The 22,255-nt window shown below is 41.0% G+C and carries 22 protein-coding genes; all 22 read left to right on the top strand.

Annotated features, from left to right (window positions below; genetic code table 11):
• Positions 1 to 11 precede the first annotated feature (11 nt).
• The 22 genes from J7I90_RS12735 (at position 12) to J7I90_RS12635 (ending at position 22,234) form a co-directional block, all read left to right on the top strand.
• Positions 12 to 1,064, top strand: a complete 1,053-nt coding sequence (locus J7I90_RS12735; protein WP_238141517.1) for an NAD(P)H-dependent glycerol-3-phosphate dehydrogenase — start codon at positions 12 to 14, stop codon at positions 1,062 to 1,064.
• 376 nt (positions 1,065 to 1,440) lie between these two features.
• Positions 1,441 to 2,778, top strand: a complete 1,338-nt coding sequence (locus tag J7I90_RS12730; protein ID WP_214772066.1) for an APC family permease — start codon at positions 1,441 to 1,443, stop codon at positions 2,776 to 2,778.
• 863 nt (positions 2,779 to 3,641) lie between these two features.
• On the top strand, positions 3,642 to 5,747 hold the full coding sequence (locus J7I90_RS12725; protein ID WP_238141516.1) for a sigma 54-interacting transcriptional regulator: 2,106 nt from the start codon (positions 3,642 to 3,644) through the stop codon (positions 5,745 to 5,747).
• Between the two features lie 303 nt (positions 5,748 to 6,050).
• Entirely contained in the window at positions 6,051 to 7,424 is a 1,374-nt protein-coding gene (locus J7I90_RS12720) for a putrescine aminotransferase (RefSeq protein WP_214772064.1), read from the top strand.
• A 323-nt stretch (positions 7,425 to 7,747) separates the two neighbouring features.
• The gene (locus J7I90_RS27790) at positions 7,748 to 7,882 is read left to right on the top strand and encodes a hypothetical protein (RefSeq protein ID WP_285289429.1); all 135 of its coding nucleotides are present in this window, start codon (positions 7,748 to 7,750) and stop codon (positions 7,880 to 7,882) included.
• Between the two features lie 254 nt (positions 7,883 to 8,136).
• Positions 8,137 to 8,334 carry a DUF2768 domain-containing protein gene (locus J7I90_RS12715; RefSeq protein ID WP_048681698.1) on the top strand — a complete coding sequence of 66 codons (198 nt, stop codon included), beginning with the start codon at positions 8,137 to 8,139 and terminating at the stop codon, positions 8,332 to 8,334.
• 16 nt (positions 8,335 to 8,350) lie between these two features.
• Positions 8,351 to 9,073: a hypothetical protein gene (locus tag J7I90_RS12710; RefSeq protein WP_396020132.1), complete on the top strand. Its 723-nt coding sequence runs from the start codon at positions 8,351 to 8,353 to the stop codon at positions 9,071 to 9,073.
• A gap of 233 nt (positions 9,074 to 9,306) precedes the next feature.
• Positions 9,307 to 10,785, top strand: a complete 1,479-nt coding sequence (spoIVA, locus tag J7I90_RS12705; protein WP_034308024.1) for a stage IV sporulation protein A — start codon at positions 9,307 to 9,309, stop codon at positions 10,783 to 10,785.
• Positions 10,786 to 11,289: 504 nt separating this feature from the next.
• The gene (locus tag J7I90_RS12700) at positions 11,290 to 11,562 is read left to right on the top strand and encodes an HU family DNA-binding protein (protein ID WP_034308023.1); all 273 of its coding nucleotides are present in this window, start codon (positions 11,290 to 11,292) and stop codon (positions 11,560 to 11,562) included.
• Positions 11,563 to 11,660: 98 nt separating this feature from the next.
• Entirely contained in the window at positions 11,661 to 11,855 is a 195-nt protein-coding gene (locus J7I90_RS12695) for a hypothetical protein (RefSeq protein ID WP_214772059.1), read from the top strand.
• 12 nt (positions 11,856 to 11,867) lie between these two features.
• Positions 11,868 to 12,434: a GTP cyclohydrolase I FolE gene (gene folE / locus J7I90_RS12690; protein ID WP_034308020.1), complete on the top strand. Its 567-nt coding sequence runs from the start codon at positions 11,868 to 11,870 to the stop codon at positions 12,432 to 12,434.
• A 20-nt stretch (positions 12,435 to 12,454) separates the two neighbouring features.
• On the top strand, positions 12,455 to 12,703 hold the full coding sequence (gene mtrB, locus J7I90_RS12685; RefSeq protein ID WP_076365643.1) for a trp RNA-binding attenuation protein MtrB: 249 nt from the start codon (positions 12,455 to 12,457) through the stop codon (positions 12,701 to 12,703).
• Between the two features lie 247 nt (positions 12,704 to 12,950).
• Entirely contained in the window at positions 12,951 to 13,781 is an 831-nt protein-coding gene (locus tag J7I90_RS12680) for a heptaprenyl diphosphate synthase component 1 (RefSeq protein ID WP_214772057.1), read from the top strand.
• Between the two features lie 3 nt (positions 13,782 to 13,784).
• Positions 13,785 to 14,495 (top strand): demethylmenaquinone methyltransferase, encoded by a 711-nt coding sequence (locus J7I90_RS12675; protein ID WP_034308012.1) that lies wholly within the window; start codon positions 13,785 to 13,787, stop codon positions 14,493 to 14,495.
• Between the two features lie 34 nt (positions 14,496 to 14,529).
• Entirely contained in the window at positions 14,530 to 15,492 is a 963-nt protein-coding gene (gene hepT, locus J7I90_RS12670) for a heptaprenyl diphosphate synthase component II (protein ID WP_053535594.1), read from the top strand.
• Between the two features lie 96 nt (positions 15,493 to 15,588).
• The gene (gene ndk, locus J7I90_RS12665) at positions 15,589 to 16,035 is read left to right on the top strand and encodes a nucleoside-diphosphate kinase (protein WP_034308008.1); all 447 of its coding nucleotides are present in this window, start codon (positions 15,589 to 15,591) and stop codon (positions 16,033 to 16,035) included.
• Between the two features lie 185 nt (positions 16,036 to 16,220).
• Complete coding sequence (locus J7I90_RS12660) at positions 16,221 to 16,994, top strand: CheR family methyltransferase (protein ID WP_214772055.1); 774 nt, start codon at positions 16,221 to 16,223, stop codon at positions 16,992 to 16,994.
• 252 nt (positions 16,995 to 17,246) lie between these two features.
• A complete protein-coding gene (gene aroC, locus J7I90_RS12655; protein WP_034308003.1) occupies positions 17,247 to 18,419 on the top strand; it encodes a chorismate synthase in 1,173 nt (390 codons plus the stop codon).
• A gap of 3 nt (positions 18,420 to 18,422) precedes the next feature.
• Complete coding sequence (aroB, locus tag J7I90_RS12650) at positions 18,423 to 19,502, top strand: 3-dehydroquinate synthase (RefSeq protein WP_214772054.1); 1,080 nt, start codon at positions 18,423 to 18,425, stop codon at positions 19,500 to 19,502.
• 24 nt (positions 19,503 to 19,526) lie between these two features.
• The gene (aroH, locus tag J7I90_RS12645; RefSeq protein ID WP_214772053.1) at positions 19,527 to 19,895 is read left to right on the top strand and encodes a chorismate mutase; all 369 of its coding nucleotides are present in this window, start codon (positions 19,527 to 19,529) and stop codon (positions 19,893 to 19,895) included.
• A gap of 75 nt (positions 19,896 to 19,970) precedes the next feature.
• Complete coding sequence (hisC, locus tag J7I90_RS12640; protein ID WP_214772052.1) at positions 19,971 to 21,083, top strand: histidinol-phosphate transaminase; 1,113 nt, start codon at positions 19,971 to 19,973, stop codon at positions 21,081 to 21,083.
• Between the two features lie 47 nt (positions 21,084 to 21,130).
• The gene (locus tag J7I90_RS12635) at positions 21,131 to 22,234 is read left to right on the top strand and encodes a prephenate dehydrogenase (RefSeq protein ID WP_214772051.1); all 1,104 of its coding nucleotides are present in this window, start codon (positions 21,131 to 21,133) and stop codon (positions 22,232 to 22,234) included.
• The last annotated feature ends 21 nt before the right edge of the window (positions 22,235 to 22,255 follow it).

Below are 22,255 nucleotides of genomic sequence, written 5' to 3'. Positions count from 1 at the left end.
GTGGTTATACCGTGGTAAAAGAAAAAGAAAGTATCGCAGTGATTGGAGCTGGGAGCTGGGGGACTGCTTTAGCGCTCGTAATCGCTGATAACCAGCATGAAGTGAGATTATGGGGACATAATCAGAAACAAATCGATGAAATCAATCAAAATCATACGAATGAAAAATACTTGCCTGGCATTGAATTGCCTTTGGGGATTAAAGGTTATTCTTCCCTTAAGGAAGCGTTGGCCGGAATTGAAATAATTATTTTGGCGGTGCCGACAAAAGCCTACAGGGAAGTGCTTGGCCAGATTAAAGAGGCTCATGATAAACCATTGACGATCGTTCATGTGAGTAAAGGAATTGAACCTGATACACTGCTTCGTATATCAGAAATGATTGAGGAAGTCTCTTCGGCGGATTGGCTTAAAGATATAGTGGTTCTTTCTGGACCGAGCCATGCAGAAGAAGTCAGTTTACGTCACCCGACAACAGTTGCCGTTTCTTCAAAGAATATGAAAGCTGCCGAAAGGGTTCAGGACATCTTTATCAATAATAATTTCCGTGTCTATACAAATCCGGACTTGATTGGTGTTGAAATCGGTGGGGCATTAAAGAACATCATCGCTTTGGGTGCCGGCCTTACGGATGGTTTAGGCTATGGGGATAATGCCAAGGCTGCATTAATGACACGGGGATTGGCTGAAATATCCCGTCTAGGGGCGGCCATGGGGGCTAACCCACTAACGTTTTCAGGTTTAGCTGGGATTGGCGACTTGATCGTCACTTGTACAAGCGTTCATTCCCGTAATTGGAGAGCTGGGAATATGCTTGGTAAAGGGCAAAAACTTGAAGAAGTTTTGGAAAACATGGGGATGGTCGTTGAAGGTGTCAGAACCACTAAAGCCGCCTATCAACTAGCCCAAAAGTACGAAGTGAATATGCCAATCACCGAAGCTCTGTACGATGTTTTATTCAATGGGGAAGAAGTGAAAAAGGCAGTTGACCTTTTGATGAATCGTTCAAAAACGAATGAGATGGAAGAACTTTTTAACATATTGGATAGCAGGCAGCAGGATTAATCTCCAATCTGTTGATTTTCATAAAAGAATTTCATTAAATTAGGCATTTGATGATGCGCCTTGCCGTGTATCAGCATACAATGCAACGAAAGTAAACTAGTAATTTGACCTCGGCACGGGGGATTTAGTCAAATGAGCAGAAGGTATCTAAATATCTTCTGCTTTTTTTATGGGCAAAAAATCTTCAATTTATGAATAATTGAATAGATTATTCAGATTTGCATAAATCATTCTACATATTTCCTTGTTTTTTGTTAAAAATCGACCCTTTTTTTTGGTATGAAAATTGCGTAGTGTAATATGACCAAAAAATTATAAGGGGTGGCGAGAAAAGTTAGTTACCCTTTTCTCGCTTAAAAAGGAAGGGGAATGATACATGCAAACAGGTAATCTGAAAAGGTCATTAAACTTGTGGCATATCGTATTGCTCGGTGTTGGATATATGACGCCGATGGTTGTTTTTGATACATTCGGGATAGTTTCCGAAAAAACCGGGGGGCATGTGCCGACCGCTTATATCATTGCTCTTTTGGCAATGTTGTTTACGGCAGCCAGTTATGGAAAAATGGTTAAAATATATCCGCAGGCAGGTTCATCCTATACTTACACACAAAAAACGATCAGTCCTCATTTAGGCTTCCTTGTCGGGTGGTCTTCGTTACTTGACTATTTATTTTTACCGATGGTGAACGGCATTTTGACAAAAATATACTTAACTGCTCTTTTTCCGGAAGTATACCCATGGATATGGGTGGTGGCATTTGTCCTTTTAATGACAGTCATTAACTTATTCAATGTTAATTTTGCGGCTAACTTTAATAGCTTCCTTGTTTTTTTTCAAATGTTGGTCATCTTCATTTTTGGGGCTCTTGTCGTTAAAGGCGTCATGGGTGGAGAAGGGACTGGAGAGGTCTTGTCGGTTCAGCCATTCATCGGGCCCCACATGGAAATCTCGACGCTCATAACTGGTGCTACAATCCTTTGTTTTTCTTTTTTGGGGTTTGACGCAGTCACTACTTTATCGGAAGAAACACCGAATCCATCTAAAACGGTCCCCCGGGCAATCTTTTTGACTGCCCTGATCGGAGGGGTTTTATTCGTGACGGCATCATTCTTTACACAGTTATTTTTCCCGGATGTTTCCCGTTTTAGCGATCCTGAAGCAGCTTCTCCGGAAATTGCCCTTTTCGTGGGCGGGAAGTTATTTCAGGCATTCTTTCTTGCAGGAACGTTATGCGGTACCCTTGCCTCCGGTCTGGCATCTCACGCTAGTGTTTCTAGGTTGCTATATGTCATGGGGCGTGACCAAATGATCCCGAAAAAACTATTTGGGTTTGTCCACCCCAAGTACAACACGCCATTTTTTAATGTCATTTTTGTCGGGTCGATATCACTGGTTGCCTTATTCCTTGATTTGGTTACGGCCACTTCCCTCATAAACTTTGGGGCATTAATCGCTTTTACCTTCGTGAATATTTGCGTAATCGTCCATTCGATAAGAAACAAAAGCTTCAGAACGATTAAAGGTTTTCTTTCAACTATTCTGTCCCCGGTTTTAGGCGCGGCTTCGGTCTTCATCCTTTGGCTTAATCTCGGTATGAGTTCCTTGATTTTAGGAATAGTCTGGGCGGTAATTGGGATTGGTTATCTCCTATATCGGACAAAATGGTTTACGGAATCCCCTCCGCTATTTCATTTTGAAAAAGCACAGTGAATTTATTCTACTGTTTCATTACACGAGGGAGGGTCTTACATGGCTGATGAGAAATAAAGAGGTCATTAATGCTATTGCTTGTTGTTCCCATGCCGTTCATAGCGTTAGCAACATGTATTCAGCACTTAGGGCAAGAATATGTAGATTAATATGGTGCCCGGGAGCTTTATGGTGATGCTTTTCCCGGCGTACGGTTATGTAATGTTGGCAAAGTCATTCCTTCGGCAGGTTCGGTATAGGTTTATATGCAAAAGTCCATTCATACATATGCCTGTTTTTGCAGGTTAGTCGATACTGATGGATTAATCATTCATTTCAATTATATTGCTTTTAATAAATTTCCTTCTGTACTGACCTATCCATAAGCGTTGAATTTACTGATTATTGTGACGGTTCCCGTGTCATGGTTAGGAAAATGGGTGCGAAAGCAATGCTGTATTAACGTTCGTCGCCTTGCTTTTGATGGTATTTATCTGACAAATTACGCAGGGGGATGTATAAGGAATGGTGACGGGGGCAGAAGCATATATTTTACCCTTGGTTCCTTATAGTGCTGACGGTATGGAGGGAGCGGTTCTATCTGTATAAAAAGCCTTAGCAGAGGACTGCCATCCACAGAAATCATTACAAATAGGAATAAGCAAAAGTCAAACATGATTGGAATGTATAAGATAAGGTGGACGGTCCTTTATAAAATAAGTCTAAGCTGCATATCAGGTTCAAAAGGGTCCGTTAATGGACCCTTTTGTTGTGGAATGAGTAAAGGTAAATGCTGGATATGAGTAATGGTGCCTATTATTTTTTATCTTGCAATTCGGAATTGTGATAAAATATAGGTTAGGTTACAAAAGGAGAGTGAAACTGTGTTATCTATTCCGGATGATAAAATTAGACCATTCATAACTATAACAATTGATCAGCCTACATTTTCAGACCAAAATATTCATGAGATACAGGAACCTTTCTTCTTTCTTATGAAGGAAAATCAAGTGTTTGCGTATATCCGCATGGATGACCTCCCGTTAAATGAAAAAATAACGACAGTCGATCAGCTTTTACAGTATGCTTTTTCGATTGATAATGTCTGTAAATTGCACCCTAACATTTCCTTGCCGCATCTGTTTCAAATTATCGGTGAACCTATCGTGCTGATAAAAACGGATGATGGCCTGCTAACGGGTTATGTAAAAAGGGAAGATGTATTAGCAGAATTATTCAAGCAGGACAGCAAACAAAATTTAGACCTGCTGAATGTTATATTAACCTCCATTCCTATGGGGATATTTGTGGCTGATAAAGAAAAGAATATCGTGAACTTCAATGAATCAGGCTTGAAGATGATAAAAAAACCTTCTGAACAAGTCCTTAATGAACCTGCTGCGAACATCTTCAATAAGCAGCATATACATAGCGTGTTTGCCAGCGGGAGCAGTATTCTGAATCAGTTGGAGATTACTGATGTCATGAGTGTGCTCGTCGACTATAGCCCGATTCTGAACCATGAAAAAGAAGTCGAAGGCCTGATCATCATCGTTCAGGATTTACCGATGGTTGAGGAAATGGCCATGGAAATAGAATTGATAAAAAGCTCGAATAAAGACTTGAATGCCATTTTAGCGAATATCTATGATGAAATACTTGTAGTCAATCAAAAAGGAGAGCTGCTGCGCTATAGTGACAGCATCATCTCGGGATTCTGGGGGAAGGACTTAAAAGATTATATCGGGAAGAATCTCTTGCAATTAGAAGATGAAGGGATTTTTAATCCTTCGGTAACCCGGTTAGTCCTTGAACAAAAAAAGAAAGTATCGATTGTCCAAGATACGAAAATGAATAAGAAAGTCCTTTCCGTCGGCACCCCTGTGTTCAATGAAAAAGGGGAAATAGATCGAATAGTCATTGCATCAAGGGATATAACGGAAACGACACAATTGAAATCGGAATTAAATGAAATGAGGAAAGAACTGGACTCTTTCAAAAAACAGGATCAATTTTATAAAGAGTTGGTTTTTGCAAGTCCTAAAATGGAGCAAATAATCAGCCAAGTCAAGAAAATAGCCCATTTTTCATCTACTGTATTAATCAATGGGGAGTCGGGAGTAGGTAAAGAAGTGATTGCTGAAGCCATTCATAAAATGGGCAGGCGATCTAAACAACCTTTCCTGAAGATAAATTGCGGGGCGATTCCGGAAAACCTTCTCGAAAGTGAATTGTTTGGTTATACGAAGGGTTCCTTTACAGGAGCGGATAAAAATGGGAAGGTAGGATACTTTCAGCAGGCCAATAAAGGTGTATTATTCCTGGATGAAGTGGGTGACATGCCCATACATCTGCAAGTCAAGCTGCTGCGGGTACTCCAGGAACAGGAAGTGATTCCGATTGGCAGCACCACACCCATTTCCATTGATGTTCAAATTGTTGCGGCCACGAATAAGAGTCTGGAAAAAATGGTCGAGATGGGCACGTTCCGAGAAGATTTATTCTATCGATTGAACGTCATACCCATACATGTGCCCCCATTAAGGGAAAGGCCGGAGGATATACCGCCGCTAGCCTTTCATTTCCTGCAAAAACTGAATGAAAGGTATCAGCGGAATTATCACTTTTCCCCTGATGCATTAAATATACTGGAAGTCTATACTTGGCCGGGAAACATTCGTGAGTTGCAGAACATGATTGAAAGATTGGTTGTTTCTGCAGATGAAGAGATGATCGATGCTGACTTCATTCAAAGGTTCATACCTGTGGGCAGTGACTTTAAACAAACGAAACCCATCATTACGAGAATCCTTCCGCTGCAGGAAGCGCAGGATCATGTGGAAGAACAATTGATCATGCTTGCCATGAAACAGTATAAAACCACGACCAAAGCGGCTAAAGCGCTCGGGATAAGTCAATCGTCAGTGAGCAGGAAGTATCAAAAAGTGTTAGCTGAACAAAGTAAGAAAATCGAAAATGATGCATTTTGATTAAAAGCCGTTGCCGAGTGATGAAAATCACTTGTCAACGGCTTTTATTTTTATGAAGGCATTTTCGAAGCTTTTCAATGATTTCCCACACTTGATTATGCAAAGTGAAATAACGATATGCATAATTGCATAATTTAAGAGTGGTTTTTTTAAAAAAATGCGATTTTATTGGTGAATTAACTTGGCATGGTTCTTGCTTGATTAGTAAGTATAAGAAAAAAGGGAGGTAAGCATCAAAGTTTCATAAAACAAGCAAACTTAATTAACCCATCAACTAAAGCTATTAAAAAAGGAGATTATAAAATGTCAATTAACGTAGAAAGTAAAAACACTCAAGCTACCCAATCAGCAACTCAAGATTATATTAAAAAGGTGCTTCAATTAATCGAGCAGAAAGAAATTTCAAAAGAAGATGCACAGTGGGTAACAAGAGAAACGGTCGAGAATTTCCGTAACCATGTAAACCCTGGGTTTTTGGAATACCGGAAGACGGTCACTAAAGACACACAGTTCGCTTCGGTGGAGTGGTCTGATCAAGATTCCTGTTTTACGGATGTAAATGGAAAAAAATATATTGATTGTTTAGGTGGCTTTGGTATTTATAATGTTGGCCACCGTAACCCTAAAGTAGTAAAGGCAGTAACCGATCAATTGCAAAGACAAGCCCTTCATAGCCAGGACTTGCTTGATCCATTACGTGCAATGCTTGCCAAGATCCTTGCTGAAATCACGCCGGGAGATCTAAAATATTCATTCTTTACGAACAGCGGTACCGAGAGCGTGGAGGCTGCACTAAAACTGGCTAAAATGTACAGTGACAAATACACGATCATTTCCACGACAAAATCATTCCATGGCAAAAGCCTTGGTTCCCTGTCTGCAACGGCAAAGGGTATGTTCAGAAAACCGTTCATCCCGTTGGTACCAGGTGTGCGCCATGTACCATTCGGTGATGTGGATATGATGAGAAAAACGTTTGAAAGTTGCGCATTGGTCGGTGAAGATGTTGCTGCTGTGCTGTTGGAGCCTATTCAAGGTGAAGGAGGGGTCATCCTGCCTCCGCAAGATTATTTAAAACAGGTTCGGGCATTGTGTGACGAATATGATGCGTTATTGATCTTGGATGAAGTGCAAACAGGAATGGGACGGACAGGTAAAATGTTTGCATCCCAGCTATATGATGTTGTTCCGGACATTATTTGTTTAGCGAAAGCATTCGGTGGCGGAGTAATGCCTGCAGGCGCTGTTGTAGCCAATGAGAAAGTATTTAAAAGCTGGTTCGACAATCCATTCATGCATACTACGACATTTGGCGGAAATCCATTAGCTTGTGCTGCGGCCATTGCTACGATCGACGTACTTTTGGAAGAAAACTTACCGCAGCGTGCTGCAGAAGTTGGGGAATACTTCTTAAATGGGTTAAGGGAAGTGGCTGCTGAGCACAAAGATAAGGTGCTGGAAATACGCGGCCAAGGATTAATGATCGGTATTGAGTTCCATAAAGATGAAGTGGGTTATGAATTCTCAAAAGCCCTTTTTGATAAAGGCATCTTGGTGGCAGGTACGCTTATTAATTCCAAAACAATCAGGATCGAGCCATCATTGACTATTAAGCTGGATGAAGTCGATACAGTCATTAAAGCGTTTAAAGAAGTCTTGCCGACGCTTCAATCTTAATTGAAAAAAGCAGAAAAACAGCCTTAGGGCTGATTCAGACTGTAGATAAAAAGGTTTCGGAATGGTACCATTCCGAAACCTTTTTGAATTTATAGCAGTTTTGGATAATGATGAACTCTCCAAGGTAATTATTTCGACCATTTCTATCCTTCGGCAAGTCTAGGTGGACATCTTCTTTACATGAATGGCAGCCTCCATTTTACTAATCAAATAGTTCGCTGCAAGAGGTGGTCCAAGTAAACATTTCAAGCTGATCAAAGGTATCCTCATCACCTCGCGTTTTCACCCTTGAATAAGGAGCTTATCTTCCTGTTAACACAAGGTTGACTGGAACGGAACGTACGAGACTGCTGCGGGAAAGCGGGGCCATGGGAGACCCCATAGGCGCTAATGGCACCGTAGGCGGACCTTCCGGGGAAAGCGAGTGCACTGCGTTCCAATCAACGGTCAAATTTTAAACACCTTAAAAAACTGTCGACGAACTCAATTATTATCGAGTTTGTTTATAAACTGAAACATTCATTGCGGTGTTTTTTTGTTGCTTGGAGGAGGGAATAATTACATATTTCTCGTTATATAACTGGATCTCAGAAATTTTTTTTCACGAGAACGAGTAATGAAAACGGGAATTACACAGATTGGACAAGGATTTAATTCCTTTAACGTAATTTGGTATGTTATAATAATTTCTGGAAAAAGGAGTGATGAAGATATGACACCTGCTCTGCAAAAAATGTGGATATCCTTTATAGCTATGGGCTTTATGGTTATCTCTATATTTCTAATCTACTTAAGCCGCTATAAATTAAAAGGTTTTTGGAGAGTCTTGACAGCAATTATCGCATACATACTTATGATTCTGGCCGGCTTGATCATCCTTATCGTTGTTCTTAGCGGGCCAACCACTTGATAGGTGAGGAGAAATGATGAGAAATTTTTTCAAAATATTATGTTTATTATGCATCACTGTATCATTATCTGGCTGCTTATATCCGGAGAAGCAAAAAATGCAAAACCAACTGCCTTATAAAGAGCAAATACAATCCGTCCAAAGTGCAGTGGATCAATTTCAGAAAGATGAAGGCGGCATACTGCCGATAGTTACTAAAGATGCAGGGACACCGATTTATCAAAAATATGTCATAAAATTTTCTAAGATTTCGCCGAGGTATATGGCTGAACCGCCGGACAATGCCTTTGAATCCGGGGGTATCTTTCAATACATCCTCGTTAATGTTGAAAAAGATCCGACTGTAAAGCTATTGGATGTCAGGATGGCGCAGAAGATTCAGGATGTTTCCTTGAGATTGACTGCCTATCAGCAAAGCAACGGATACCCACCGTTTAAGGAAAGGTTATCCAATAATGTCTTCACGCTTGATTATGAAAAGATGGGCCTGAAGGAAGCTCCGACGGTCACTAGTCCATTTTCACAAAAAGATTTATTCCTTGTAGTCGATGGTCAAGGCAGCATTTTTGTTGATTATACTCCGGATTTACTTGAGGCATTGAAGAAGAATGAGGGGAAAATCAAGCAAGGTGAAGATATCCGGGAACTGCTGGTGCGGAGTTCGGAGTTCGTCCCTGCCTATTCGTTACCATATACAATTGATGAAAAAACAAATACCCCAATATTTCTTACAAAATAGGCATAACCCTTCTTCTGCAAAATATATTGTAGGGGAAGGGTTATTTCTTTTATCTTTATTTCATCTTACTTTTAAAATAACAACCCTTATATAAAAATTTCTGGTGGAGGAAGGGATTGAACCAGGGAAATAAATGGAATAAATTTTTAGGACAACATCATAGATATATATTGTCCTAAATAAATGCAAATGGATAAACGAAATCCCAAAACTCTAATTCGGGAGGGGATACCTTGGAAAAGGTAGATATTTTTAAAGATATAGCTGAACGGACCGGTGGCGATATATACTTGGGGGTGGTCGGTGCCGTCAGGACTGGAAAATCCACATTTATTAAAAAATTCATGGAGCTAGTCGTCATTCCGAATATACCGTCTGAGGCGGACCGTGCCAGGGCACAGGATGAATTGCCTCAAAGTGCTGCCGGAAAGACGATCATGACGACGGAACCCAAATTCGTACCGAACCAGGCAGCGTCGATTCAAGTAGCTGAAGGTCTCGACGTGAACATCCGTTTAGTCGATTGTGTCGGTTATACAATACCCGGGGCAAAAGGGTATGAAGATGAAAATGGTCCCCGCATGATTCACACGCCTTGGTATGAAGAGCCGATTCCGTTCAATGAAGCTGCCGAGATCGGTACTCGCAAAGTAATTCAGGATCATTCCACATTAGGCGTGGTCGTTACTACGGATGGTTCGATAGGAGAAATCCCGCGAAGTGATTATTTAGAGGCCGAGGAAAGGGTCGTCGAAGAATTGAAAGAGGTTGGCAAGCCATTTATCATGATTGTCAATTCCGTTCAGCCTCACCACCCGAATACGGTAGCACTGAGGGAATCCTTGCAGGAAAAGTATGATATCCCCGTATTGGCCATGAGTGTCGAGGGAATGAGGGAATCGGATGTTTACAGCGTACTGCGCGAAGCCTTGTACGAATTTCCTGTTCTCGAGGTCAATGTTAATCTCCCGAGCTGGGTTATGGTTCTGCGCGAGGATCATTGGTTAAGGGAAAGTTACCAGGAAGCGGTTAAAGAGACCGTCAAGGACATTAAGCGCCTAAGGGATGTTGATCGTGTAGTCGGTCATTTCAATGAATTCGAGTTCATTGACCGTGCAGCACTTGCAGGCATTGAGATGGGGCAGGGGGTTGCAGAAATAGACCTATACGCTCCGGATGAACTCTATGATGATATTCTGAAGGAAATTGTCGGTGTGGAGATTCGGGGCAAGGATCATTTGTTATCATTAATGCAGGACTTTGCGTATGCGAAAGCAGAATATGATCAGGTGGCCGATGCGTTGAGAATGGTTAAACAAACTGGATATGGTGTCGCAGCGCCATCCCTTAACGATATGAGTCTTGATGAACCGGAAATCATCCGCCAGGGAGCCAGGTTCGGTGTCAGGCTAAAAGCCGTAGCCCCTTCCATCCATATGATCAAGGTCGATGTCGAATCCGAATTCTCGCCAATCATCGGTACGGAAAAGCAAAGTGAGGAATTAGTACGTTATCTGATGCAGGATTTCGAAGACAATCCGCTTTCCATTTGGAACTCCGATATTTTTGGAAGAAGCCTAAGTTCCTACGTAAGGGAAGGCATACAGGTGAAATTAGCGATGATGCCAGACAATGCACGCTATAAATTAAAAGAAACACTTGAGAGGATTATTAATGAGGGCAGTGGCGGTTTGATTGCCATCATCTTATAGAAAACGTTTAAGGCTGGACCAACTCCATTTATGGATTGGTCTTTTTACATGGGAGAAACGGCAGGATCGCAAGAAAAATATCATTTATGAACGCTAATATTTGAATTAATCTGCTGTTTTTTAGTATAATCTTGAAAAAACCCTGTGGTTAAGCGATTTTCAGCAATATAATAAGTTTAATTTCTATAAAAAAGGGAAATGATGAATAGCGAAAGACAAAATTTATAATATATACAATTATTAATGAAAAGATTCCCATTATTTTTTGAATTCCCTTGCTAAGCTTATAGGATTTGTGATAATCTACATACAGAAAACGCGTTATAACAGCGATTTCAACCTATTTATAAATTTCCGGATGAATAATTTGGAAATTAAACCGGCTTGGTAATCCCTGATTGTCAGTGAATGAAAATTTTTTGACCGAAGCTAATATCAAATCACTATTATAGTGTTGTAATAATGATTTTTTATAAAGATTCCTTTTGGGAGGAGGTGAATGGCATGAACAAAACAGAATTAATTAATGAAGTTGTTACAGCAACTGAAATTTCTAAGAAAGACGCTACAAAAGCTGTTGATGCTGTTTTTGATACAATCTTAGAAGCTCTAAAAAACGGTGATAAAGTCCAATTGATTGGTTTTGGTAACTTTGAAGTTCGTGAACGTGCGGCTCGTAAAGGCCGTAACCCACAGACTGGTGACGAAATCGAAATTGCAGCTAGCAAAGTGCCAGCTTTCAAACCCGGTAAAGCGCTGAAAGATGCAGTGAAGTAATTCTACCATTACATACGGGTGCTTAACCGAAAAGGGCCGCGTGAAAACGCGGTCCTTTTTTTGCTTCTTAATTTCCATCTGTGATAATATAAAGGACAGTGAATATTTTAGAAACGCTTCAGATGGTGAAAACTGCACAAGAAAATAACCATCCGAAACCGCTTCCGACGAAACTGCCTTTAAAGGGCTTCAATGTATGGGTAATCGGTGATTTAATAATTGCAATTATGGATTTCCGGGTGCAACGCGCTTTGGTTTTTTTATCTGAATACATAATATTATTGATTTTTTAGGAGGTACAAAAAATGGCTAATGTTGATCATGCCAAATTAGAAGAAGCGGTTAAAATGCTTCTCGAGGCTGTAGGGGAAGACCCAACGAGGGAAGGACTGCTGGATACTCCTGCTCGTGTAGCCAGAATGTATGAAGAAATTTTTTCTGGACTTAATCAGGATCCAAAGGAATATTTCGATACTGTTTTTGGGGAGGACCATGAAGAACTTGTACTTGTAAAGGATATTCCGTTTTACTCGGTATGTGAACATCATTTAGTCCCTTTTTACGGGAAAGCCCATGTAGCATATATTCCGAAAAACGGAAAAGTGACTGGTTTAAGCAAATTGGCACGGGCGGTTGAGGCTGTATCGAAGCGTCCGCAGCTTCAAGAGCGCATCACTTCTACAGTTGCAGACTCGATAATGGAAAAGCTCGAGCCTCATGGTGTAATGGTTGTAGTAGAGGCTGAACATATGTGCATGACCATGCGAGGCGTGAAAAAACCGGGATCTAAAACAGTGACTTCAGCTGTAAGGGGAACGTTTGCGAAGGATCACCGTACTAGAGCTGAAGTACTGGCATTCATTAAAGACTAAGGATATGGGGGCAGGAAAAAATGAATGAAAAAAAGATTCTGAATGATTTTGTCGTAATCAAAGCCATTGAGGATAGTGTGAATGTCATCGGGTTGACAAGAGGAACGGACACCAAGTTTCACCACTCCGAAAAACTGGACTCAGGAGAGGTGATGATCGCACAATTCACGGAGCATACCTCGGCAATTAAAATCAGGGGCCATGCAAAGGTCTATACCCCATTCGGAGAGATAGAAAGTGATTCCAAAAAGAATTCACCTGACAAATGATCGTTTCTCAATGCTTGGTTAATTATAAATCAATCACCTGATATCGCGTTTAACAAGCTGTAAATTTCCCGCATCCATGTTTTTGAAGAGCAAAAGTCGATGATTTCCTTGTTTTTGGAAGTTTCATTTTATAAACGTTGACCATTTCATCTGATTGTTTTTATGGTATAATAATGTGTATTTTACACAGACAGAAACCAATATGTATGAAAAAAATTATCTTTCGGGGATGCAAGGGTGATCTCAATTGTTAAACATAACGGACGACATAAGGCAATTAAAACGATTAATAGAAACGAAAGCTCAACATCCATATTTGTTGAAGTATATACAAAAGCCAAGCCTGGACGAAGATAAACTGATGTTGCTTTGGGGATTGTTTAACGATTTGGACGTTACAAGCGAAAAACGGAATCAATACATCATTTCAACCATGTTAGTGCAAATAGCTCTGGATACCCATGAAATCGTCTCGAATTCGGGTGAAGGAATCGAGTCGCCCGAGGTATTGAAAAATCGTCAATTACAAGTGCTTGCCGGTGATTACTATAGTGGCTTATATTATCAAGGGCTTGCCAGTATAGGTAATGTTGATATGATCCGTATCCTTTCAAGCGCGATAAAAAAAATAAATGATAATAAAATCATTCTATACCAACAAGGGTCGATTCATGATGTACCAACGCTTTTAATGACGTTAAAAGCGATCGAGGCTTCGCTGATTCAGAAACTGGCGAATTACTATAATGAGCCTGCCTGGATAGAAATATCGGAAGATCTGCTGCTTTTAAAACGGTTGCATGCCGAGAAGAGCGGTTATATGAAGTCGGGGGAATCAATAGTTTTTGATGTCCTAAGGGAAATGCTTTTTGATGACTCGATCGGTGGGGATGTTCCCATTTCGGAAAAGGAAGAACAGGTACGCACCCAATTCGACAAGTGCCTGAGGGATGCCAGGCAATCCGTAGAACGCTCGATGCGGAAGCTGGCAAAGTTGGATGATGAACTACTGGAAAGAGTGAAGACCATCTTGGAACAAACAGAGAGTATGGCAAATTCATATGTGAAAGAAGGGTGAATCATGGAGCAGTCTAAAGAGCAAAAAGTTCATCATGTCTTTGAAAAGATTTACGGAAATTATGACAAGATGAATTCCCTCATCAGCTTTAAACAGCATCTTAAATGGCGGAAGGCTACAATGGCCATCATGAATGTCCCAAAAGGCGCCCATGCACTGGATGTATGCTGTGGAACAGCGGACTGGACCATTGCCCTTGCTAATGAAGTAGGACCAGAAGGAAAGGTTGTTGGTCTGGATTTTAGTAAAAACATGCTGAAAATCGGCGAACAAAAGGTGAAGGAACTCAATCTGGATCAGGTTTCCCTAATGCATGGGAATGCAATGGAACTTCCTTTTGAGGATAATAGCTTTGACTATGTCACGATCGGTTTCGGGCTGCGGAATGTCCCTGATTACATGAAAGTGCTTAAAGAGTTAAACCGTGTAGCGAAGCCAGGTGGTATGGTCGTTTGCCTGGATACGTCACAGCCAACGATGCTAGGCTTTAAACAGGGATATTATTTTTATTTCCGTTTCATCATGCCCATGTTCGGCAAATTATTCGCAAAAAGCTATAGTGAATACTCATGGCTGCAGGAATCGGCTCGAGATTTCCCAGGCATGAAAAAGCTTGAAAACATGTTTAAGCAGGCAGGAATGGAAAATGTCAGTTATAAAGCCCATTTCGGTGGGGTAGCAGCAACACATTTCGGGTACAAGCCTTCAAAATAAGCAGAATAGCAATGGACAAAGCTGGGTGGAATGTATGAAATTTAAAATGATGTATTCATTTTTGAATGCAGATTTGCAATTAATAGAAAAAGAACTGGAAGCCGCAATTGAAGCGGATTCCACGGTTTTAAGGGAAGCTTCCCTGCATTTACTGCAATCCGGTGGAAAACGGATCCGTCCGGTATTCGTCCTATTGGGTGCGAAGTTTGGCAACTATGATATTCATGTCGTAAAGCATGTCGCAGCGACTCTGGAACTGATTCATACGGCTTCCCTTGTACATGATGATGTTGTGGATGATGCGGATTTACGCAGAGGGTCGGCTACCATCAAGTCGAAATGGGATAATCGCGTCGCCATGTACACAGGCGACTTCATTTTTGCTCGTGCACTGGAAATGATGGCGGTCATCGAGTCTCCGCTTGCGCATCAGATTCTCGCTGATACCATGGTTGAACTATGTCTTGGGGAAATTGAACAAATTAAAGATAAGTATAATTTCGAACAGAATTGGCGGATATATTTTAGACGGATCAAACGGAAAACGGCATTGCTCATTGCATCCAGCTGCCAGTTGGGAGCCATTTCAGCAGGTGTTGAAGAGGGAATTCACGAAAAGCTATTTAAATTCGGATATTATGTCGGTATGTCCTATCAAATCACCGATGATATATTGGATTTTACGGCGTCGGAAGAAGAGCTTGGTAAACCGGCCGGGAGTGATTTGATTCAAGGTAATATCACTTTACCCGTTTTGATCGCTATGGAGGATCCAAAATTAAAAAAGCTTATCGAAACTGTTCGGGAAGATACGCCAAAAGATGAAATGTCCCATATAATCAATGCGATAAAAACTTCCGGTGCCATTGAACAGGCAGCGAGGATCAGTGATATGTATTTAGAAAAAGCTTTTACTGAGTTGAAAGGTCTTCCTGCCATTAAAGCTAGAAAAACTTTATCGGATATCGCGAAAAATATCGGAAAAAGAAAGTTTTGATAATGGGAGTTGCGAAACTCATCAAACAATGGTAATATTCTAAAAGTATTGCCTTATATAGGCAAATAACAATGATACATATTAGGAGTGACATTCATGGAAAGAACATTTTTAATGGTAAAGCCTGACGGCGTTCAACGCAATTTAATCGGTGAAATCGTTTCCCGTTTCGAAAAGAAAGGCTTCCTTCTTGCAGGAGCAAAATTAATGGTCATTTCTCAAGAATTGGCTGAGCAACATTATGGCGAGCACAAAGAACGTCCTTTCTTTGGCGAATTAGTGGACTTCATTACTTCAGGTCCTGTCTTCGCAATGGTTTGGGAAGGTGAAAATGTAATCGCTACAGCACGTCAAATGATGGGTGCTACTAACCCTAAAGATGCAGCAGCAGCAACAATTCGTGGCGATTTTGCCGTAACTGTCGGCAAAAACATCATTCACGGATCTGATTCAGCTGAAAGCGCTGTACGTGAAATCGGTTTATTCTTCAAAGAAGAAGAACTTGTTGAGTATTCTAAACTTGTAAACGAGTGGGTTTATTAATTAGTACTCATCACTATATAGGAAGCGGGTTCCATCGTCATTATGCGATGGAACCCGTTTTTTTTGCATTGCTTTTTTAACTTCCCGGCATGGTAAGGAATTATTGTAGTTTAAAGAAAATATGGCACTCTCCGATATATAAAGGGCAGGACCACTTAAATATTATGTGCAGGGGAGTCGTAGGAATGCCTCAAGAATATGAAGAGTTTATTCGCAATATCAAAACGTTAACAGGCATTGATTTGGCATTATATAAGGAAGGGCAAATGAAAAGGCGATTGACATCTCTATATGAAAAAAGAGGATATCATTCATTTCGAGAATACTATAAAGACATTCAAACCAATCCAGAAGTTCTAAATGAGTTTCTGGATAGAATGACAATCAATGTTTCCGAATTTTATCGAAATGCGAAAAGATGGGAAGTATTGGAGCGGAAAATCCTTCCAGGGTTATTAGCAAGCAAAAAAAAGTTAAAGATTTGGAGTGCGGCCTGTTCAACTGGCGAGGAACCATACACGCTTGCCATGATTTTATCCAATCTGGTTCCACTTAGCCAGATAGAGATATTGGCGACGGATCTGGATGAAAATGTGTTGGCGCGAGCGAAATTGGGGATGTATCCTGAACGTTCCTTAAATGAAGTGCCTGAAGAAATCAAAAGGAAATACTTTGAAAAAAAAGCGGATTTTTATCGTGTTGATGAAGAAATTAAGAGAAGGGTAACATTTAAAAAGCAAAACCTTCTCGCTGATCGATTTGAACAGGGGTTCGATTTAATCATTTGCCGCAATGTGCTAATTTATTTCACGGAAGAAGCCAAAAATTTGTTATATGAAAAATTCAGTGCATCACTAAGAAGCGGCGGGGTTTTTTTTGTAGGAAGTACAGAGCAAATATTCACCCCTGGAAAATATCAATTTGAAACGATCGACACATTTTTTTACAAGAAAAAGTAAATACTTTTAAAAAAGGGACTGATTCTGCTCATGGGCGTTCAGTCCTTTTCGTTTGTCGAGTAATAGCAAATCCAGTAGAACTCTGATTTGAAAGATTAATCTATATCGAAAATGTTTAAGTACTTGTAAAGTAGAGTGAAAAGTGATTAAATTCAAACAATATGGTTTTTACGTTTTACATATACCCACATTTCATAAAATTGTGGTATATTGATACATATACACTTTAAAGTGCTAAAAGGGGGCTGGAAGATGAGATATTTAACAGCGGGAGAATCACATGGTCCGCAATTGACTACTATCATTGAAGGATTACCGGCAGGAATGCCGATTTCGAATGAGGATATCAATCAAGAATTGGGGCGCCGGCAAAAAGGGCATGGACGTGGAAGAAGGATGCAGATCGAGAAAGATCAGGCTTTTATTTCTTCAGGAATCAGACATGGCTACACACTCGGTTCACCGGTTGCTTTGGTGGTCGAGAACGATGATTGGAAACATTGGACAAAGATCATGGGAAGTGAAGGGCTTTCAGAAGAGGAAGCTGAAGAAATTAAACGTAAAATCACCCGGCCACGTCCTGGTCATGCCGACTTGAACGGCGGGATTAAATATGGGCACCGCGATTTGAGAAATGTCCTGGAACGCTCTTCGGCCCGTGAAACGACAGTAAGGGTGGCGGCAGGTTCTGTCGCAAAAAAACTATTGTCTTTATTGGGGATAGAAGTGGCATCACATGTTTTGGAAATTGGCGGAGTGAAGGCAGAACCGCCAAAATACGAAACGATCCAGCAATTGCAACAAGTAACAGAAGAATCTTCCGTAAGATGTTTCGACAAAAACGTAGAGCAGCAGATGAAGGATGCAATTGATGAAGCGAAACAAAAAGGAGATTCCATCGGCGGAATCGTCGAAGTCATTGTAGAAGGAATGCCGGTGGGAGTGGGGAGTTATGTGCATTATGACCGTAAGCTTGATGCAAAACTAGCCGCAGCGATAATGAGCATCAATGCATTTAAAGGTGTGGAAATAGGTCTAGGATTTGAAGCGGCCCATCTATTCGGCAGTGATGTCCATGATGAAATCGCATGGGATGAAGAACAGGGTTATTACCGCAAAACCAATCGCCTCGGCGGTTTTGAAGGCGGTATGACAACTGGAATGCCAATAGTTGTACGCGGTGTGATGAAGCCGATCCCCACTTTATATAAACCTTTGAAAAGTGTTGATATTGATACGAAGGAAGTGTTTGAAGCAAGTGTCGAGCGTTCCGATAGTTGTGCGGTTCCTGCAGCAGCAGTAGTTGCTGAGGCGGTAGTCGCATGGGAACTGGCGGCTGCCATCGTTGATCAATTCCCTTCAGATCGTTATGAGCAATTAGCAGAGTACATAAGATCATATCGGGAAGAAGTAAAGGGGTTTTAAATCATGGAATCCATCCAAATAAAAACGGCTTCCAAGCAATATCCGGTTTTAATTGGCAAGAAGGCAATCAATGAATTGCCCGAATTAATAACACATGAACTGAATCATCTAAACAAGATTCTGATCATAACTGATGAGAAAGTGGCGGCACTTCATTTGCAGACTGTGAAGGACGCCCTGATCAAGACGGGAAAACCGGTTTTGCATCATGTAGTGCCAGAAGGGGAGCATGCTAAAACATTCGATGTGTTTTATGAATGCCAAAGCTTCTGCTTATCCAAACAAATGAATCGCAAGTCATTGATTATCGCCCTTGGCGGCGGTGCTGTCGGTGATTTGGCTGGATTCGTTGCAGCTACTTTTATGAGAGGGATTCCATTTATACAGGTTCCGACGACTTTGCTTGCCCACGATAGTGCAGTGGGCGGCAAGGTTGCCATTAATCACCCGCTAGGGAAAAATATGATTGGGGCCTTTCATCAGCCTGAAGCGGTCATTTATGATCTGGAATTTTTAAAGACTCTGCCACTTAAAGAATTAAGGTCAGGTTTTGCAGAAGTCATTAAACATTCCTTGATAGCAGATAATGAGTTTTATCTATGGTTAAAGTCGAATATTGTTGATTTGAATGATATAACGGATGAGCAATTCCTTACCATGATTACAAAGGGGATTGGCATTAAAGCTAAAATTGTCGAAGAGGATGAGAAGGAAAACGGCATTCGTGCCTTTTTGAATTTTGGTCATACGCTTGGACATGCAGTGGAAGGTTCAATGGGATACGGAAACTTTACGCATGGGGAATCGATTTTAATCGGGATGGTATATGCTCTTAAATTAAGCAGAAAGAAAGTGGATCTCGATTTTAAACTAGATGAGTTTATTGACTGGGTTGCTTATTTAGGATATCAAATAACCATTCCAACCCGACTTGAACATGCAATTCTGCTTGAATTAATGAAAACAGACAAAAAATCGGTCAATGATGCAGCTACCTTTGTTCTGCTAAACGAAGTGGGGTCACCGCTATTAATGGATATGGCCGACTCTGAGCTGATAGAGGAAATGGCGGAGATGATTTAGAGTTCAGGAGAAGGGGGACTATGTGTGATAAGAGGAATAAGGGGTGCCACTACAGTAGAAAGAGACACAGAAATGGAAGTGATTTCAGCTGTCGAAAAGTTGATGTCCGAGATCATTCAGGTCAACGAAATTGATCCCGATATGGTAGCTTCTGTATTTTTTTCTGCTACGGAAGAGATTCGTTCTGTTTTTCCTGCCAAAGCCTTGAGGAAATTCGAAGGCTGGACTTATGTACCGGTTACATGCATGAAAGAAATACCGGTGAGCAATTCCTTGCCATTTTGCATCCGGGTCATGATTCACGTAAATACGACGAAATCTCAAAAAGAGATACAGCATGTATACCAGGCAGGGGCTACGGTATTACGGCCAGATTTGACAAAGCAGATATAAAATGATTATAAATCTATGATATACTATTCTCACACTTTCTTACTTTAAAGTGATAAAAATATAGAGGTGATTGACATGAAATGGAATGAAGCGGTCCTTTCCTTGAAGTCTTATCAACCGGGAAAATCCACTGATGAAGTGAAAAAATTATACGGGTTGGAAAAAATCACGAAATTAGCTTCAAATGAAAACCCTTTTGGCTGTTCGGAAAAGGTCAAGGAATCCGTTAAGAATGCAACCCATTCGTTTGCCATCTATCCAGATGGATATGCAACGATGCTAAGAGAAGCTGTTGCGAAACATACAGGTGTGAAAGAAACTCAGCTTATTTTTGGAAATGGATCTGATGAGAACATTCAAATCATCTCCAGGAGTCTATTGGGAGCTGGGAAGAATACGGTCATGGCAACAGGCACTTTTTCGCAGTATCGCCATAATGCCACGCTAGAAGGAGCGGAAATCAGGGAAGTTCCTCATATTGACGGTGCTCATGATCTAGAAGGAATGCTTAAAGTAATAGATGATGAAACAGCGGTTGTCTGGCTTTGTACACCAAATAATCCAACAGGTAAATACATTTCGGAACATGACTTATTATCGTTCATCGAAAAAGTGCCGGAAGATGTTCTTATCGTTTTGGATGAAGCTTATTGTGAATATGCAACGGCTGAGGATTACCCGAGAACGAACCAATGGATTAATAAATATAAAAATTTGATCATACTCCGGACTTTCTCGAAAATTTATGGACTGGCCAGTTTTAGGGTAGGGTACGGTTTGGCGGATGAGGATATCATCCAGAAACTAGATCCATCCCGGGAACCATTCAATGTGAACACATTTGCACAGAATATTGCAATCGTCGCTTTGGAAGATCAGGCCTTCATTGAAAAATGCAAGGAAGAAAATCAAAAAGGGCTAAAGCAGTACTATGAATTTTGCAATAAGGAAAATTTGGCTTATTACCCGTCACAAGGTAATTTCATCTTTATCCATTTTAAACAGGATGCCGATGTGGTATTTCAATATTTGCTTGAGCGCGGCTTCATCGCAAGGTCGGGGAAATCTTTCGGTTTTCCTAACAGCCTGAGGGTAACGATTGGTTCTACGGAAGAAAATGAAGGAATGATCCATGCTATTAAAGCTTTTTTGAATGAAGTTGAGGCACCTTCTGATTCGCTGCTTTAACGTTTCATCAAACCTAGAGGAGCATAAAAGATGCGGGGGAGAGAAGAGTGAAGGGTAAGGTTTTTGTAATAGGTTTAGGTCTAATAGGCGGATCACTGGCCATGGCTGTACGCCATGCACATCCTGAAGCCGTGATTGTTGGTATGGACCTAAGTGAAAAGAATGTTCAACTATCGATGCTATTGGGGATCATTGATGATTCTGTATCATCTTTGGAAGCGGGAGCATGTGAAGCTGATTTGATTCTACTTGCTGTGCCTGTCAATGAAACCGTGAAGATTTTAGCTCAATTGGCTGAAATGGATTTAAAAAGTGATGTCCTCATATCTGATGCAGGAAGTACGAAGGATACAGTCGTTAAGGCAGCGAAACCATTGATAGATAAAGGGGTGGCCTTCATCGGGGGGCACCCTATGGCTGGTTCCCATAAGAGTGGCGCTGCGGCAGCAAAATTACATTTATTCGAACATGCATTTTATTTGCTTACTCCCGGGGATTCCATCAAAGAAGAAAAAGTTGAGCAGCTGAAAGGGTGGCTGCAGGGGACAAGAGCTAACTTTCTTATTGTTAGTCCTGCCACACACGATAAGCTGACTGGGGTCATTAGCCATTTTCCGCATATTGTCGCATCGGGGCTCGTTAAGCAGGCAGAGAATTACAGTAAGGAAAACAAATTGATTTCAAGGCTCGCAGCAGGCGGATTCCGGGATATTACCAGAATCGCCTCAAGCAGTCCGGAAATGTGGCGTGACATTTTGTTACATAACCGGGATGTGCTGCTTGAATTAATGAATGATTGGCTGAATGAAATGGAGCATATAAAAGGTCTGGTTGCGAATGAAGATAGTGAAGAAATCCTTCGATTCTTTACCGATGCCAAGATTTTCAGGGATGATTTGCCGACACATGCGAAAGGCGCCATACCAGCGTTTTATGATTTATATATCGATATACCGGATTATGCCGGAATAATTTCAGAGATTACCGGATATTTGGCACAAGAAGGTATCAGCATTACAAACATCAGGATCATTGAAACCAGGGAAGAGATATACGGTGTGCTGGTCATCAGTTTCCAAACGGATGTTGATCGCATAAAAGCTGCGGAGTGTATTTCAAGACATACAGATTATGAAACGATCCTGGCATAATAATTTAGGGAAGGATGGTTT

Source organism: Bacillus sp. ISL-57, assembly GCF_018613135.1.
GTDB classification, from domain to species: domain Bacteria; phylum Bacillota; class Bacilli; order Bacillales; family DSM-1321; genus Peribacillus; species Peribacillus frigoritolerans.
Note: the sequence above shows the minus strand (reverse complement) of the source record. Positions and strands in the feature narration are given on the sequence as shown.

Bases quoted from the DNA above. Each gene is read 5' to 3' on its own strand.
- folE (WP_034308020.1), top strand. From the start codon at position 11,868: ATGGCTAATGTTGATCATGCCAAATTAGAAGAAGCGGTTAAAATGCTT.
- J7I90_RS12675 (WP_034308012.1), top strand. From the start codon at position 13,785: ATGGAGCAGTCTAAAGAGCAAAAAGTTCATCATGTCTTTGAAAAGATT.
- aroB (WP_214772054.1), top strand. From the start codon at position 18,423: ATGGAATCCATCCAAATAAAAACGGCTTCCAAGCAATATCCGGTTTTA.
- J7I90_RS12700 (WP_034308023.1), top strand. From the start codon at position 11,290: ATGAACAAAACAGAATTAATTAATGAAGTTGTTACAGCAACTGAAATT.
- J7I90_RS12660 (WP_214772055.1), top strand. From the start codon at position 16,221: ATGCCTCAAGAATATGAAGAGTTTATTCGCAATATCAAAACGTTAACA.
- J7I90_RS12710 (WP_396020132.1), top strand. From the start codon at position 8,351: ATGAGAAATTTTTTCAAAATATTATGTTTATTATGCATCACTGTATCA.
- mtrB (WP_076365643.1), top strand. From the start codon at position 12,455: ATGAATGAAAAAAAGATTCTGAATGATTTTGTCGTAATCAAAGCCATT.
- hepT (WP_053535594.1), top strand. From the start codon at position 14,530: ATGAAATTTAAAATGATGTATTCATTTTTGAATGCAGATTTGCAATTA.
- ndk (WP_034308008.1), top strand. From the start codon at position 15,589: ATGGAAAGAACATTTTTAATGGTAAAGCCTGACGGCGTTCAACGCAAT.
- J7I90_RS12715 (WP_048681698.1), top strand. From the start codon at position 8,137: ATGACACCTGCTCTGCAAAAAATGTGGATATCCTTTATAGCTATGGGC.
- J7I90_RS12720 (WP_214772064.1), top strand. From the start codon at position 6,051: ATGTCAATTAACGTAGAAAGTAAAAACACTCAAGCTACCCAATCAGCA.
- aroC (WP_034308003.1), top strand. From the start codon at position 17,247: ATGAGATATTTAACAGCGGGAGAATCACATGGTCCGCAATTGACTACT.
- hisC (WP_214772052.1), top strand. From the start codon at position 19,971: ATGAAATGGAATGAAGCGGTCCTTTCCTTGAAGTCTTATCAACCGGGA.
- J7I90_RS12730 (WP_214772066.1), top strand. From the start codon at position 1,441: ATGCAAACAGGTAATCTGAAAAGGTCATTAAACTTGTGGCATATCGTA.